The sequence below is a fragment of the Blautia sp. HCP3S3_B11 genome (assembly GCF_052064435.1).
Taxonomy (GTDB): domain Bacteria; phylum Bacillota; class Clostridia; order Lachnospirales; family Lachnospiraceae; genus Blautia_A.
In genome coordinates this window covers 1-15,164 of sequence record NZ_JBQHVP010000032.1, presented here as the reverse complement: position 1 = coordinate 15,164, position 15,164 = coordinate 1, and the positions used below count along the sequence as shown (strand labels likewise).

Sequence of the window (15,164 nt, the reverse complement as noted above, 5' to 3'; positions counted from 1 at the left end):
ATCGCATTTTTTCACTGAAATCAAGGGATTTTTACCATCTTCATTACCTTTTCTGATACAAACGAGAGTTAATTATCATGGAAGTTCACAATATATTAATAAACTTATGGAGGAATTTATTATGCATCGTGATTTAAAGAAAATCATCAGCCAGATGACTCTGGAAGAAAAAGCAGGCATGTGCTCAGGGCTTGATTTCTGGCATCTGAAAAGCGTGGAAAGACTTGGAATCCCGGAGGTAATGGTAAGTGACGGTCCTCACGGGCTTCGTAAGCAGGATGACAAAGGAGATCATCTTGGAATGAACGACAGTATCAAAGCAGTCTGCTTCCCTCCTGCTGCTTTAAGTGCCTGCTCTTTTGACCGTAACTTAATGGAATCCATGGGCAAGACTATTGGCAGAGAAGCTCAGGCAAATGACGTATCTGTTGTCTTAGGACCTGCTGTCAATATTAAACGTTCTCCGCTCTGCGGAAGAAACTTCGAATACTATTCAGAAGATCCATACCTTGCAGGTGAAATTGCTGCTGCATTTATCAATGGTGTACAATCCCAGCATGTGGGAACTTCCATCAAGCATTTTGCAGCTAACAATCAGGAATATCACCGCATGAGTAATTCTTCCGAAGCAGATGAAAGAACACTCCGCGAAATTTATTTCCCAGCATTTGAAACTGCTGTAAAAAAGGCTCAGCCATATACATTTATGTGCTCCTACAATCAGATTAACGGTACTTTTGCTTCCGAGAACAAATGGCTTCTTACCGATGTTCTCCGCAATGACTGGGGATTTGAAGGATATGTTATGTCTGATTGGGGTGCTGTCAATGACCGTGTGAAGGGTCTGGAAGCTGGACTGGAACTGGAGATGCCAGGTTCCAACGGAACAAACGATGCTCTGATTATTGAAGCTGTAAAGAACGGAGCCCTGAAAGAAGAAGTTCTGGATCATGCTGTAGAACGTATCCTGAATATTATTTACAAATATGCCGACCACCGTGCACCGCAGGAATTTACCATGGAAAAAGACCATGAAGAGGCACGCCGTATTGCAGAAGAATCTATGGTCCTTCTGAAAAACGCAGACCAGATCCTGCCTCTGAAAGCCTCTGAAAAAGTAGCTTTTGTAGGTGGTTTTGCCAAAAAACCGCGTTTCCAGGGCGGCGGAAGTTCTCATATTAACTGCTTTAAAATTGCCAATGCACTGGAATCTGTTCCTGCTGATGCACAGGTTACTTACGCAGAAGGATTTCCTGCTGATAAAGATTCATATGATGAAAAGCTGGCTGCTGAAGCAGTTCAGGCTGCAAAAGCTGCTGATAAGGTTGTGATCTTCGCCGGACTTCCGGACAGTTTTGAGTCTGAAGGATATGACCGTTCTCATATGAAACTGCCTGAATGCCAGAACCGTCTTATTGGTGAGATCCTAGAAGTTCAGCCAAATACTGTGGTCGTTCTTCACAATGGTTCTCCTGTGGAAATGCCATGGATCAATGATGTGAAAGGCATTCTGGAAGCTTACCTTGGCGGACAGGCAGGTGGTGCTGCTGTTGCAAATATCCTCTATGGTGTTGTGAATCCAAGCGGTAAACTGGCTGAAACAATTCCGGTGAAACTGGCTGACAATCCATCCTACCTGAACTTCGGCGGCGGCGATAAAGTGGAATATCGTGAAGGTGTATTTGTAGGATATCGTTATTATGATACCAAGCAGATGAAAGTTGCTTATCCATTCGGATACGGACTCTCCTATACTACTTTTGCATACAGCAATCTGCAGATTTCAAACACAACTCCGACAGAAAAAGATACCATCTCTATTTCTGTAGATGTGACAAATACAGGCAGCGTTGCAGGAAAAGAAGTTGTCCAGCTCTATGTCAAAGATATGACTTCCTCTGCAATCCGTCCCGAAAAAGAACTGAAAGGCTTTGAGAAAGTTCAGCTTACTTCTGGTGAAACCAAAACAGTTACCATGGAACTGGATAAGCGCAGCTTTGCATGGTACAATACTGAATTACATGACTGGTATGCAGCAAGCGGCAAATATGAGATCCTGGTCGGTGCATCTTCCAGAGATATCCGTCTCTCTGAAACCATCGAACTCTCCAGCAGCCAGGTGATTCCGATGCATGTTCACATGAATACCACACTTGGAGAGCTGCTCCGCTATCCTAAAACAAAAGAAACTGCAAAAGAGTTAACATCTAAATATCTCTCTGCAATGAACGGCGGAAGCGAAACTGCTTCTGAATCTGCTGCAGAAGCCATCTCCGAGGAAATGGTAGAAGCAATGACTGATTCCATGCCGCTTCGTTCTCTGTGCAGCTTTGGCGGATTCTCACGTGCTGAAATCCAGGAGATCATTGATAAACTGCAGGCATTATGTTAATAACCTTAAAGTATTTACTCTGCTATTTATCTTATTTCATGTGGAATATTACTTTAGAATAATTTTGCATGATATATTACTCCATATAAGTAAAAGCTACTACATATACATCCGGAAAAATATTCCAGATTGTGCAGTAGCTTTTTTATTAATATGTATATCCTTTACTTTAATTATGATGAATCTCAAAGATTATTGTATTTGTCAAATAGCTATTCCTTGTATATTTTATATTATCTTGCACTCTGTTAACTGCACCTTTATTTTTCTCTTGTCAGAATTTTTTTATAAGTAAGATCCATGCCAAAAGCCCCCAGTGGAGCTGTGATAATAATTGCCATAACAGCTACGGAAAGTACAATTTTTCCGCACGGCAATCCTGCTGCAAAGGGAACAGAGCCAATTGCTGCCTGTACCGTTGCTTTCGGAAGGTATGCAACAACACAAAAAGCCCTTTCTTTTGCAGATAGATTTGTTTTCACTGTGCAGAGCAATACGCCAAAAGACCTGAAGATTAGTGCTACAAAGATCATCGCAACTGCTGCAATTCCTGCTTCCAGTGTATAACGGATATCAACTGCAGCACCTACCAAAACAAAAAGAATTACCTCTGCGGCAAGCCATAGTTTTCCGAATTTCTCTGACAGTCTCTTAGATACAAAAGCTGTGCATTTCATTTTCAGAACACATGCCATACTTACAACTGCAAGTAACCCGGATACTGCAATTTTTCCTTCCAGCCAGCTTTCAATTGCGATCAGCAAAAAAGAGAATCCAAGAACAATGATTACTTTCATGCTGTTTCTTACATAATGTTTCTTCGCATAAGCCGTCTCGAAAAACAAATATAGCAGGTAGCCTACGATCGCACCAAGAATAATTCCAAGGATGATTGAAATCGGGATATTTGCAAATGCCTTGATGTCTGCACTGCCGCCCTGTGCCATGCTTAAAAATGTCGTAAATAATACGATAACAAAGATGTCGTCGCAAGATGCTCCAGCCATGATCATCTGTGGAATCGCTTTCTCTGTTCCGTATTTCGTCTCCATCAGCTGAACCATTCTCGGTACAACGACTGCAGGAGATACCGCAGCAAGCACAGATCCCATAACTGCAGCTTCTACTCTGGTGATTCCCAGAATAGACGGTGCAAATAATAAATAACCGATAATTTCAAAAGATGCCGGTACAAAAGACATCATAATCGCAGGTCTGCCTACTTTCTTTAAATCATCCAGATTCAGGGATAATCCTGCCTTTAACAGGATGATGATCAGCGCCATTTTTCTCAGGTCAGCTGAGATAGAGAGAATGCTTGGATCAAGAAGATCCAGGACATACGGTCCCAGCACGATTCCAGTTGCAAGCATTCCGATAATACGTGGCAGTTTCAATTTCTGGCAGATTGCTCCCATTGCCAGACCTACCAGAAAAATAAATGATAGTGATGTTAACATTGATATTTCTCCTTCTTTTTGTTTTCCACACAAAAAAAGCTGACACCTTCTGCGATCAATTAACATTGCTTATTAATTAATCGTAGAAGTCATCAGCTTAAATCAGCGGTTTTGGTTTCCCTGGGGAGAACTTCATTCCCCAAAATTCCTGTTTATCATACTACCTGTGTTTTCTTTTGTCAAGTAGTGTTACTGGAAAATCACCTTACAGGTTTCGATGGAATCCCCCAGACTGAAACCATATCCGCGGTTATTACAACACCGTTCTTTTTTATACCTACCAGCCAAACGCATCCCGAATCAATGCCCCAGTTTCTCCATCTATGTAAAATAATTCCTGTTCGTCCGGAGAATCTTTCCACTGGTAAGGGCAGCGGAAACTCCAGACAGGCCTGTAAACGATTCCCTCTGCAGTTTCATCAATATAATATTCCAGACAGATTTTTGTAACTGGAATCGTGGTTGATTCCGTTTCCCCTGTATCATTCTGTTCTGTAAAAAAACCGATTTTCCCGTCTTTTACATATTGTTCCACTGATTTTAGAATTTCTTCCATAGGAAGCATAGTAACTGATTCTTCCTCTTTCACTTGAAGTGGAATCGGCATATTAAAAAAGCAATCTTCAAGTTCAGGGCCAAAACCTGTATTTCCCCGATAATAATGCTGGGAAAGTCCACCCACCAATACTCCATTCAGCAGAATTTCCGTGTCATAATAATCATATCCTACTTCCATGTCGCTGATTGATTTTCTTACAGAAGTTCCAGTTAAATTAGCTCTGGAAAGCAGCTGATTTATAATATTTAATTCCTCATCTTCCGTACTTTTTCCTAAAGATCCCAGGTCTTTTTCACTTAATCCATCACACTGTATCATTCCGTCTGAAACGAATAACTGCAGTCCTTTTTCTTTATTTTCCCAGACCATTTCGTCTGTCACAGATTTTTCCCAGCCATCTTTCCCACCAAACCAGGAGCGGATTTCTTCCTCTGATACATTACATTTTTCCAGGATTCCTTTCGAAACATCGGAGGTACTTCCGATAATATCGGCCTCTATCGTAAGCGTTCCTGATTTTCCCTGCAGAGAAGCTATTACATGGTTTTCATTTACCTGTAACACTGTTGTTTCTGAATCATGTTTTTCATTTACTTCCGTAGAATCTAAAGAATTTTCTAAACCTGTTGTTTCCTGCGTACTCTCATCCAGAGAATCCGAAGTGGGTTCTACTCCAGTATCTTCAGCTAGCAACTTTCCTTCTTTCCTGTATTTTTCTATGATATCCCGTACTTCATTATTTAATGGAAGGGTTAACGTAAGAGTCTGAGGCGTATATCCTCTGTAAACATCCTCCGCAGGCAGTGCATAAGAGAGCATTCCTTCTGAATCTGTAAAAGAACCAGTTTTAAAAATTTTTTCGTAAACTTTATAATCTTTCCAGGTGTAATAAATCTTACCGTTATAATCCGGATATGCCTGAATGGTCATGGAAAGCTCTACCTTGGAATCTTCTTTTAATATTTTTTCTGTCAATGCATCATCATACAGAGTAATATGCCCATAATAGAGATTTTCCCCGTCTATCTTATTCAAAGATGCAAGTGCATCTTCTCCATTCACTGTCGCATGGTCCCTGCAACTGATCATATAGTTCCTCGCCTCGTTTGAAGGTTCGCCCAGAAAGCTTAAACTACTGCCATCAAAATAAGCTTCTGTAATAGAAAGCATAGACTGTCTCCAATCCATCTCCTCAGGAGTTATATGATAAGAAGTCATATCTTCTACATTTTCTGCATATGAATCAGGTTCTGTAACAATCATTTGGGCAGTTTCCTGTCCAGTAACACCCTGCTGCTCCAGTTCTTTATGAAGCCATCCAAGTTTTGTTGCAAGTACACCGGTGCTAATGCCTAATACAGCAGCCACCGGAAGAAGAATCCGAATTATTTTTTTCTTATTCCCTGAACTTTTCTTTCTTCTTTCATCTGGTTTTATGACTAAATTATTCGTGTTACCAATTCTCTCATCTGGAGAATCTAAAATTCCATTCAGAACATCTTCCATAGCTTTATCAATATTATCGGGTATCTCAGTTTCTTCTTTTAAAATTTTTCTGATTTCTTTTTCATTCATATCCATCACCTCCTAATCACCCTTTTTAATTTTGCTCTTGCCCTGGAAAGTTTAGTTGATACGGTATTGCTGTTCATTTCAAGAAGAACACCTATTTCCTTTACAGAAAATTCATCAAAATAATAGAGTTCTACAATTTTCCTACTTTCTTCATCAAGACATAAAAGCAATTGCTTCCATTCACAAAGATCCAGGTCTTCACAATGTATACCTTCTTCAAAATTTTCCAGTTCTGTGTCACGGTTCTTTTGACGGAGAATGTCTTTACATTCGTTTATCAGAATCCGAATCAGCCAAGTCTTAAAATATTTCACTTCTCTCAGTCCCTGTATATTTTCATAACAGGACAGGATTGCATTTTGCAGTGCATCTGCAATGTCTTGCTCGTTCCGAAGATAAACCCAGGCTGCTTTATATAAGCTCTGCTTATTCATCCGGATCAATTGAACAAACGCTTCTTTATCTCCGTTTTTAGCTGCTGTTACCAAAGCATCCATTTTTATACCCCCTTTTCATTTTTATAACTATTAGACTTGAAATATGGGCAGTTCCTTTCAAAAATTTTTTATTTTATACAAAAAAAGACACAGGCAATCGAAGATGGATCGTCAATGTCTTTTTATTCTCAATTTTCAAATTTGCTCATTTATGGTTGAAAAAAGGTACTTATCTGGTTCCTTTCCATTTTTAATAAAACAAAAAAGCCAGAAAGCCTTGATTTCACTGACTTTCTGACTCGTTAGAAGCAGGGGATGAGAGAATCGAACTTCTTCCAAAAACCCGTAAACCCGCATAAAATCAATGTTTTTTAAGATTCAACATGATTAGATGTGATTAGATTTTCTAAAAAAGGAGGGTATTGGGTGGTATCTTAACACGTTTTTTCCCATTTCTGGACACTGGAACAATTTAAAATAACTTGAAAGTAACCAGCTAATAGAAAGTTATATTTCTTATTATATTACCCACTCTGTATCATCATATATAGAGTGGGATTTTTATACTTAATTTTTATCATCTGTATCTGGTACATATTTCATTATATCAGACACTTCACAATTTATTACAGAACAAAGTGTATTAATCGTCTGCGTGGTGATGGTCTTGCCACTACGTAACCTTTGTATTGTATCAGGTAAAATGCCCTGTTTATAGATTAATTGGTAAGTTGTTATTTTGCGTTCATTAATTGTTTTCCAAAAAGGCTCGTAGGAAATCACATCATCACTCCTCTTTTTGGAAATGATAACATGATTTTTTTAACGTCTATGAACGCTACAACATCCATGTTGTAAAAAGAATAACATAGTGTTGATTATAAGTAAATACTTTGATTTTGTAATTATATTTTCGGAATTGAAAATATAAAATTTATTGAATGGCATATGTAAATTATGATATAATATGACTATCAAAGAACGGGAGGTAATATTATATGGAAGCAATTATCAGACCATCCGCAGCATTACGAAACAATTACAGCGAAATTTCCAGAACATGCCGTGAAGAACGAACCCCTGTTATCATTACCAAAAACGGCATCGGCGATACTGTTCTCATGGGATTGCAGGAATACAATCAGATGACCGCAGAACTGGAACTGTTACGTACGTTAGCTGATGCAGAAGAAGATGTTGCACAGGGCAGAGTTGCACCTGTACAGGAAACTTTTGACGATATCCGCAGTGCATTATTAGCAAGGGGGAACAGATGAGCTACCAAATTTTGCGAACAGATAAGGCAGACGAACAGCTCCGGGATATCATCTTCTACATTGCCGATGACTCTGGCAGTGTAGATATTGCACTGAATTATCTGGAAAAAATTGAAAAGGCAATTAACAATTTAAAGGATTTTCCGTATTCTGGCAGTGTTCCCCACTATGCAACCTTGCGCCGACAGGGTTACAGAGTCCTGATTGTGGAACGGCATCTTGTATTTTACAAGGTCAACGAATCTCAGCAGATCATAACGATTTATGCTGTCGTGGACGGCAGACGGGAATATCGGAAACTACTATAATAAGAATTTCCAAGCACATAAAAAAATCCTTGCTGGCAGCCTCACCCAGCAAGGATTTTTTTATGTGTATTTTCCAATTCTAGCTCTTTTTTGTATTTATAGAATGTGTCCTTGGAAATGCCAGCCAGTTTCCAGCACTGTTCGTTATTCAGTTCACCACCAAAAGACTTACTATGTTTCAAAATATATGCCTTTGCTTGTATTGATTTTTTAGTTACCAACTTACTTCCTTTTGCTAATCCCGGCTTTTTGCCATGCCGAACAGCTGTTTTTAAGCCCTCTTTGGTACGCTGTTGCAAATCTGTCACTTCTTTTTGAGATTGCTGAAATGCAAGCTGGATATTTTTCTGTAGCATTTTTAACTGGTAGTTTTCCAGTGCTTTCATAATCGCACGTACCATTTCGTTTAAATCGTTATCGGAAATATGCAGTTCTTGCCCCATCATTTTTTGAAGCTGTTCTGTACTTTCTTTGTATGTATCTGTATCAATATGCCTTTCTTTAAGAAACACCAGATTTATGCCCTTATTGTATAATTCCATATAAGTTTTGTAGCCATCTTCGGCATTACGACTCATCCGGCTAACACTGTCAAAAATAATGGTATCGCCTGTTTTTACCCGTTTAAGCATTTTCTGGAACTCTTCTCGTCCCTGAAATTTTGTTCCCGTATATATTTCTTTTACAATAATACAGTCAGGATCATAATTTTGTGCATTCCGTACTTGCCGTTCGATGGACTGTTTCGGTGTACTCACACGGCAATACGCCCATGTGTAATTCATAAATTTATACCCCCTGTCTTAATTCTTACGTTCGTTTGTTTTCGTACATCTAAAAAATACAGTTACTAAATTTTTTTCATATGGTTTTAGGACTTTTCTGTCCATGGAAAGTTTTTGTATTTCTATAAAAAAAGATATTGGCACGTAACGTGCCACGGTTGCATCAGCAAAAAAATAATTAAAAAGGAGAACTTTTATGCTTAACTTAAATAATTATGGTATCGTGACAGGACGTTTAACAACAGACCCATTTATCTATCAGAACAATGATGGCAGCAGAAAAATCCGTATAACCCTTGCAGTAAGCGATAATTACAAAAATACGGATGGTAAGCGAAGTACCCAATTTTTACCACTGGAAGCCTTTATACCAGTGGATAGAAAATTGGGAGTTTTCGATATGATTCATGCAGGCGATAAAATTTCTGCTGCATATACAGTAAAAAATAACAACTACACAGATAAAAACACCAACAAAATGGTCTACGGACTTGTATTGCAGATTGAGCGAATCAGTTTTGAAGAGTCCAAAACAACCACAACAGCGCGACAGGCAGCCAAAGCTATAGGAAAGAATAGCAGTGGCAAAAGAAAATCTACATCTAAGAAAACCGCATAATTATATAAGCCTGACTCCACAGCGGAATCAGGCTCTTTTTTCAATAATACAATTCATTTCTTTTATTAGAATCTGCCGATATGATTCTGTTACAGAGTTTTTCTGATTCCTGTACCCGTAGTTTATGTCGTGCTTGTGGACTATTCTGGTAATTTAAGTCTATTGTTTTTCTTAGTTGCGATGGTATAAATTCTGGTGAAATTTTGTCTCCACGTGATTTCTTCCCTTGAAATTCCGTTACATCTTGCAACTGGAATGTCCAGTTACTCTTAGTTTTTCGGGTTACTCTAACACCATATCGGTTTAAATTTTCTTCCAAATCTGCAAAAGACGTAGTTTGTTGTACAGCGATCTGGATTCTTTTTCTCAGCTCGTCTATCCAAGAAACTTCATTATTCTTGTGGATTTTTGCTGCTCGCTGTTGCTGCTTTTTCTCGACTTTAGTGTGTTGTTTTCCATGGTCAACCGAAATACCCCAATATTCCATTTCCTTTTCTATTTCTTCTCGAATTACATTGTAAGAAGTTTGCCGACCTCTGCACGCCTTTAATGTTTTTCTATTTAATGCGTTTACGCAAGCATGACAATGTACCAGTCCAGATTTACCGTCACATTGCGCAACGATTGTGTATTGATGTCCGGGATAAATTCTCTCAATAGTGGTTGCAACAATATCTGCTGCGGTATCCAATGAACCCATACTCTCAGGATTCAATTCATCTTTGCTAAAAGAGAACAGAAGTGTGTATGCTTGAATATCTCCAACATTCCTGTTTCCCCGCTTCCAAACTCTTGCAAATTGTTTTCGAATCCCTTTAGCATCTCCAGTGTCTATTACACCATTTCCGCATCTGAAAGCACCAATTCTAGCACCCTTTTGATGCTTTTTATCTACCATCGGGTACGCAATAGAAGCGTACCCATTTTTACTTGATCTAATGCCAGAATACATAAAAAATCACCTTTAAACCATCTTAACATTAATATCTACACCGTCCAAAATGTCCAGCAATATATCTGCAAGTTTTCCCTGTTTCTCCATCTCCTTATTAACAGCAAACATAATGTAGCTTAACCGTTCATCCAACATCTGTTTTTCAGACGGAGTACCCGGCATCATACCAGCTCTAATGTCCCGAATAAGAGCAGAAACATTTGTACCAATTCTTCTTATTTGTTGCGTATTTTGATTCAGTTCTGTTGCATAGTTTTCCAAGTACGCAATCGTATTTTTATCCAAATCGCAGTGGAAGAATGAACCAAACCTTTGCGCTTCTTTCTGCACTTGATAATCTTTTACAATTTTCTTCATGTCTGTATCAAAGAGCAGCATTCTGATCAATTTTGACATAGAACAGTTCATATGTTCAGCCAAGATAGCGATATAATCGCGTTCTTCTGCTGTTACCCGAATGTGTAAATTATGCAATCTCATAATGGCAAATCCTTTCTTAAAAAATTCTATCTATAATATAACGTTCTTCCCTATCGCTAATGTACCGTTGTTTATATTTGTCTCCCTCACAAGATGCTTTTAGCGCATTTTAAAACATTGCTAAATTTGCTGCAAATCCAGCAATTTCGGGAGCCAAATATAATTGGACCACTCCAGCGGTACCACTTGCCGTGCCACCACTGGAGAATATTCGCTTTCGCGAATTGGTCCTTGAGACGGGCAGTTCTCCGAACTTTTCGCCCTTCTCAAACTCTTCCCGATCAGATGAATTTTACATTTTTGTCCTGAACAGGAGAGATACGAAATCCGTTTTCATTTTCATAGCAATTATATGCATCATAGCGATTACGAACTTCATTAATAAAGTAACTAATTTGAGAATCTGTCATTGTAAAAATATCATAATTAGGGCAATTGTAAAATTTGTTATGAAATTCTTTTCCGATTTTTGCGTATCTTTCTTCCAGAACTTTTTTATATTCTTCTTCCAAATTTGCCAGTTTCTCCCTAGTTATTTCAATTTTTCTTTCGATATTATCCATATTCTTTTTTCGCATAAATTTCACCTCTTTTCATGTTTTTTATCTATGTTTAGTTTACCATAATTTCTATATTATGTAAACTATTTTAAAAAAGAAATAGGACACTTTTTTAAGGTTGAATATAGATAATTTTACATCTATAATTAATGTTATATTCCAAGATCAATTTTCTGAAAAAGGTGAAACGAGGGAGAATACAAAAAGTCCAAAAAAGAAAAGAGGATAAATCTATGAAAATGAATATTTTAAAGAAATTTGCAATTGCGATTGCAAGTACATCGCTTGCTTTAACTGCTCCTGTAATGTCGGATGCATCTGTATTTGGCACTATACAGACTGTTGAAGCAGCTACAGTAAAAACACCATCTACTGTAAAATTAAGTAAAATTTCTACACCTGCTTCCAATAAAGTAACAATTACTTGGAAGAAAGCATCTAACGCAACAAATTATTATATCTATTACAGGAAATCTGGCACTAAAAAATGGATAAAAATTGCAACTGTTAAAAGTACAGCAACTGCTTATACGCACAAATCTTCTGCAAAATATCCAATTATAGTAAACAAAAAATACGATTACACCGTAAAGGCTTATAACAAAACATCCAAGAAATATGGTAAATATAACACCAAAGGATTAACTGTTAGTATCCCAGCTATTCCGGAAACCGTACAGTTGTCCAGTATAAGAGCCGATGCAGATAAGGTTACGCTTACATGGAAAAATGCTAAATATGCAACCGGATACAGAGTCTATTACAAAGCAGAAGATGATTACAGCTGGCACAAATTGGGCGATACCACAAAAACCTATTATACCCATGTACAGACAAATTCCATTGATTTGCTTCAGGGTGAAACCTACGTTTACACGGTAAAAGCCTATAACAAAAATGCTAAATTATGGGGCAGCTATGATAAGACTGGTTTAACAGCCACCGTTCCAGAATCTCCGAAGCCTACTGCTACACCAAAGCCAACAGCGACTCCTGCACCTACAGAAAGCCCGAAACCAACAGTTACGCCTACACCATTACCGACTGCGACTCCAAGTCCGAAACCGACAACAACACCGCAGCCTACTGCTACACCGAAGCCTACGGATACTCCAAAGCCAACAACTAAACCGGAACAGCCAACTCCAAAACCGACTGAAAAACCACAGCCGACAGAGACACCAAAACCTGTTACACCGTCTCCGGAGCCAACAAAGAAGCCGGAACCAACAGCTACTCCAAAGCCAACCGAGACTCCTGCTCCGACTCCGACCGCTACGCCAACACCAGAACCAACACCATCCATTGAGCAAATGACGCAGGAACTGTTTGACTTAACCAATCAGGAGCGTGTAAAAGCTGGTCTAAATGCGTTGCAGTATCACGCAGGATTAACAAAAGCTGCTCAAGTTCGTGCAAAAGAAATTACAATTAGTTTCTCTCATACAAGACCGGATGGTACAAGTTCTATCACGGCATTATACGAAAACGGTGTATCTGGTGGTATGGAAAACATCGGATGCGGTGGCTCATCAGTAACAACAATCATAAAAGGATTAATGAACAGTGATGGTCATAGATGGACCATGTTGGATGTAAATGCCAAATATCTTGGCGTTGCTGTATGTAAGAAAGAAAATGGCGGATGGTTTTATGTTCAGGAATTTTCTGAAAATCCTGATGCAAAATGTACATTAACTGTTAATGCAAATGGTGGTACTTTCCCAACATTGAATAATGTGAGCACATATGTATTCACATATCCGCAAAAAATGCCAATTAAAACTGCCGAATTACCAGTACCTGTAAAAGATGGATTTACATTTACTGGCTGGATAGATGAATACGGAGAAAAACTTAACAAATTTAATTTAACAAATAATGAACGTATCTTCGCATCTTGGAAAACCAATGATAAATAATCATACAGCACAAATCCCCACGGTATATACCGTGGGGATTATTTATTTTACTTCAAATCATTTTAGCTCTTTACTGCTCAACTGTCTGCCTAATCATCAGATGGCTCTGTCAAACATCCATCCTGTAAATATTGTTCCAAATTGACAACCTGACCGTATTTAGATTTTGTCATACATTATCACCTGACTTTCTATCTATACAAAAATTTAATCCATTTTGCAATCCCGTTTCTGTAATTTATATTCATCCATAGCAACTCGTACTTTTTTCTTTAATTCTGATGGAAAATGTGTCATATCATCAATATTCCCGTATTTTTCCACACATGTCTTACTGCCAGAAATGACAAATCTTGTATTCTCATGTCCATATTCCTCTGTATAGAAACCATTTTGGTATAGGTTTGTAGCAATATCCAGAAGATTTTTCACCTGTTCTTCGCTTCCAAAATCAATTGTATTAGGTTCATAACAGATGACTTTCCCGTCAATTACATGTATGTAATCATTTATATCTACAATTGTATGTTGCTTCATCATATCATCAACACTCATACGCTTTAGCTCCTTTTCAAAACAGGGTGCCGCATCTGCAGCACCCTGTATCAAATCTTATTTATCTTGTTTTTTACGTCTACGACATTTGGTTACAACCATTCCGACTGCACCTGCTGCCATTGCAATTCCTAATCCAACAAATCCATACGTCCATGTACCTGTTGCACCTGTCTCTGGAAGATGCAGAATAGGTGTATTGGTAATATCAAAGCTGTATTCGAAGAAGAACCATTTTTTTGTATAATTCTTATCTTCTTTTGCTGCATTGAAGTTTACATTTCCATAAGCATCTGCTTTGGATTTTGTCATCTGCAATGGTAAAGTTACATTAATCGGGTCTTTCAGTAAGGTATATCCCGGTACAGTTTTTGTTTCTGTAATCTGATAATCACCTTGGTCAAGATTTTCCCATGTAATTTCACCATTTGCATCTGTAGTAGCCTTAGCGGTTTCTCCAACATTAAGCAGGCGTTTAAAATCACTCTGTTTATCAGATGTAGCTGTTTCAGACTCTTTTACGAATTTCAGTTCAAACTCAACACCTTCCAGTGGAGTTTTTCCATCATATTTTTAGTTCAGATCTGCGCCGAAGAACACATTCAGTATAAATACGATCCTGTATAAATATGATTTGTATTGAATATGGATAAGAAAGCATCTATAATATAGGTAACAAATTCGAATACGATCTTCGACACAGAGCAGAACGGGAGAGTATTCAAAAATTTTTAGAGAAAGGGAAAAAAGGATGAAAAAGAACATTTTAAAGAAATTTGCAATTGCAATTGCAAGCACATCACTTGCTTTAACTGCTCCTGTAATGTCAGATGCATCTGTATTTGGCACTATACAGACTGTTGAAGCTGCAACCGTTAAGACACCTTCGACGGTAACGTTAAATAAGGTTTCGCCAACGGCTTACAACAAGATTAAAGTATCTTGGAAAAAGGCAAGTAATGCAACAAATTATTACGTTTACTACAGAAAGTCCGGTACAAAGAAGTGGACGAAGATTGCAAGTGTAAAAAGTAGTGCAAGTTCTTACACACACAAATCTTCCAGTAAATATCCAATTATTGTTGGTCAAAAATATGACTATACAGTAAAGGCTTACAACAGCAAGTACAAGAAATCCGGTAAGTACAATACCAAGGGATTATCTGCTTCTACTAAGCCAGATGCAGTAATCTTAACTTCCTATAAAATTAACTCTCGTCATGTCCAAACAACGCATTATTCATAGTCAAAATCTTCTTCATCCCAGTCTGGATACTGTT

The 15,164-nt window shown here is 38.1% G+C and carries 16 protein-coding genes, 1 pseudogene and 1 riboswitch; of the genes and pseudogenes, 6 read left to right on the top strand and 11 right to left on the bottom strand.

Going from position 1 to position 15,164, the window contains the following annotated elements:
- The first annotated feature begins 121 nt into the window (after positions 1-121).
- The gene (locus ACTNC0_RS17660; protein WP_441088413.1) at positions 122-2,392 is read left to right on the top strand and encodes a glycoside hydrolase family 3 C-terminal domain-containing protein; all 2,271 of its coding nucleotides are present in this window, start codon (positions 122-124) and stop codon (positions 2,390-2,392) included.
- A 260-nt stretch (positions 2,393-2,652) separates the two neighbouring features.
- On the opposite strand, the gene ACTNC0_RS17655 is transcribed toward ACTNC0_RS17660, so the two are convergent.
- The 4 genes from ACTNC0_RS17655 to ACTNC0_RS17640 form a co-directional block, all read right to left on the bottom strand.
- Positions 2,653-3,852, bottom strand: a complete 1,200-nt coding sequence (locus ACTNC0_RS17655) for a cation:proton antiporter (protein ID WP_441088412.1) — start codon at positions 3,850-3,852, stop codon at positions 2,653-2,655.
- 76 nt (positions 3,853-3,928) lie between these two features.
- Positions 3,929-4,001, bottom strand: a riboswitch (Fluoride riboswitch).
- 128 nt (positions 4,002-4,129) lie between these two features.
- Positions 4,130-5,986 carry a hypothetical protein gene (locus ACTNC0_RS17650; RefSeq protein ID WP_441088411.1) on the bottom strand — a complete coding sequence of 619 codons (1,857 nt, stop codon included), beginning with the start codon at positions 5,984-5,986 and terminating at the stop codon, positions 4,130-4,132.
- A 5-nt stretch (positions 5,987-5,991) separates the two neighbouring features.
- A complete protein-coding gene (locus ACTNC0_RS17645; RefSeq protein ID WP_118585873.1) occupies positions 5,992-6,483 on the bottom strand; it encodes an RNA polymerase sigma factor in 492 nt (163 codons plus the stop codon).
- A gap of 507 nt (positions 6,484-6,990) precedes the next feature.
- Complete coding sequence (locus ACTNC0_RS17640; RefSeq protein WP_173683958.1) at positions 6,991-7,206, bottom strand: helix-turn-helix domain-containing protein; 216 nt, start codon at positions 7,204-7,206, stop codon at positions 6,991-6,993.
- Positions 7,207-7,421: 215 nt separating this feature from the next.
- Between ACTNC0_RS17640 and ACTNC0_RS17635 the strand changes: the two genes are divergently transcribed.
- Positions 7,422-7,700, top strand: a complete 279-nt coding sequence (locus tag ACTNC0_RS17635; RefSeq protein ID WP_173683959.1) for a type II toxin-antitoxin system Phd/YefM family antitoxin — start codon at positions 7,422-7,424, stop codon at positions 7,698-7,700.
- Positions 7,697-8,008 carry a type II toxin-antitoxin system RelE/ParE family toxin gene (locus ACTNC0_RS17630; RefSeq protein ID WP_195567143.1) on the top strand — a complete coding sequence of 104 codons (312 nt, stop codon included), beginning with the start codon at positions 7,697-7,699 and terminating at the stop codon, positions 8,006-8,008. Before ACTNC0_RS17635 ends, ACTNC0_RS17630 begins: the two co-directional genes overlap by 4 nt.
- A 41-nt stretch (positions 8,009-8,049) precedes the next feature.
- On the opposite strand, the gene ACTNC0_RS17625 is transcribed toward ACTNC0_RS17630, so the two are convergent.
- Positions 8,050-8,793: a recombinase family protein gene (locus ACTNC0_RS17625; protein ID WP_441088410.1), complete on the bottom strand. Its 744-nt coding sequence runs from the start codon at positions 8,791-8,793 to the stop codon at positions 8,050-8,052.
- A gap of 196 nt (positions 8,794-8,989) precedes the next feature.
- Between ACTNC0_RS17625 and ACTNC0_RS17620 the strand changes: the two genes are divergently transcribed.
- Complete coding sequence (locus tag ACTNC0_RS17620; RefSeq protein WP_441088409.1) at positions 8,990-9,412, top strand: single-stranded DNA-binding protein; 423 nt, start codon at positions 8,990-8,992, stop codon at positions 9,410-9,412.
- Between the two features lie 40 nt (positions 9,413-9,452).
- Here the strand turns inward: ACTNC0_RS17620 and ACTNC0_RS17615 are convergent, their stop codons facing one another.
- The 3 genes from ACTNC0_RS17615 to ACTNC0_RS17605 all read right to left on the bottom strand — a co-directional run bounded on the left by ACTNC0_RS17615 (position 9,453) and on the right by ACTNC0_RS17605 (position 11,425).
- Positions 9,453-10,364 carry a relaxase/mobilization nuclease domain-containing protein gene (locus ACTNC0_RS17615; RefSeq protein ID WP_441088408.1) on the bottom strand — a complete coding sequence of 304 codons (912 nt, stop codon included), beginning with the start codon at positions 10,362-10,364 and terminating at the stop codon, positions 9,453-9,455.
- A 12-nt stretch (positions 10,365-10,376) separates the two neighbouring features.
- Positions 10,377-10,847 carry a hypothetical protein gene (locus ACTNC0_RS17610; RefSeq protein WP_441088407.1) on the bottom strand — a complete coding sequence of 157 codons (471 nt, stop codon included), beginning with the start codon at positions 10,845-10,847 and terminating at the stop codon, positions 10,377-10,379.
- A 281-nt stretch (positions 10,848-11,128) separates the two neighbouring features.
- A complete protein-coding gene (locus ACTNC0_RS17605) occupies positions 11,129-11,425 on the bottom strand; it encodes a hypothetical protein (RefSeq protein WP_441088406.1) in 297 nt (98 codons plus the stop codon).
- Between the two features lie 215 nt (positions 11,426-11,640).
- Here ACTNC0_RS17605 and ACTNC0_RS17600 point away from each other — a divergent pair, with 215 nt between their 5' ends.
- Complete coding sequence (locus ACTNC0_RS17600; protein WP_441088405.1) at positions 11,641-13,329, top strand: CAP domain-containing protein; 1,689 nt, start codon at positions 11,641-11,643, stop codon at positions 13,327-13,329.
- A 207-nt stretch (positions 13,330-13,536) separates the two neighbouring features.
- On the opposite strand, the gene ACTNC0_RS17595 is transcribed toward ACTNC0_RS17600, so the two are convergent.
- The 3 genes and pseudogenes from ACTNC0_RS17595 to ACTNC0_RS17585 form a co-directional block, all read right to left on the bottom strand.
- Positions 13,537-13,884, bottom strand: a complete 348-nt coding sequence (locus ACTNC0_RS17595; RefSeq protein WP_441088404.1) for a hypothetical protein — start codon at positions 13,882-13,884, stop codon at positions 13,537-13,539.
- 57 nt (positions 13,885-13,941) lie between these two features.
- On the bottom strand, positions 13,942-14,196 hold the full coding sequence (locus ACTNC0_RS17590) for an LPXTG cell wall anchor domain-containing protein (protein WP_294696741.1): 255 nt from the start codon (positions 14,194-14,196) through the stop codon (positions 13,942-13,944).
- A gap of 9 nt (positions 14,197-14,205) precedes the next feature.
- A pseudogene (locus ACTNC0_RS17585) lies at positions 14,206-14,439 on the bottom strand (prealbumin-like fold domain-containing protein); the annotation flags it as partial.
- Between the two features lie 196 nt (positions 14,440-14,635).
- On the opposite strand from ACTNC0_RS17585, the gene ACTNC0_RS17580 reads away from it, so the two are divergent.
- On the top strand, positions 14,636-15,130 hold the full coding sequence (locus tag ACTNC0_RS17580; protein ID WP_441088403.1) for a fibronectin type III domain-containing protein: 495 nt from the start codon (positions 14,636-14,638) through the stop codon (positions 15,128-15,130).
- The last annotated feature ends 34 nt before the right edge of the window (positions 15,131-15,164 follow it).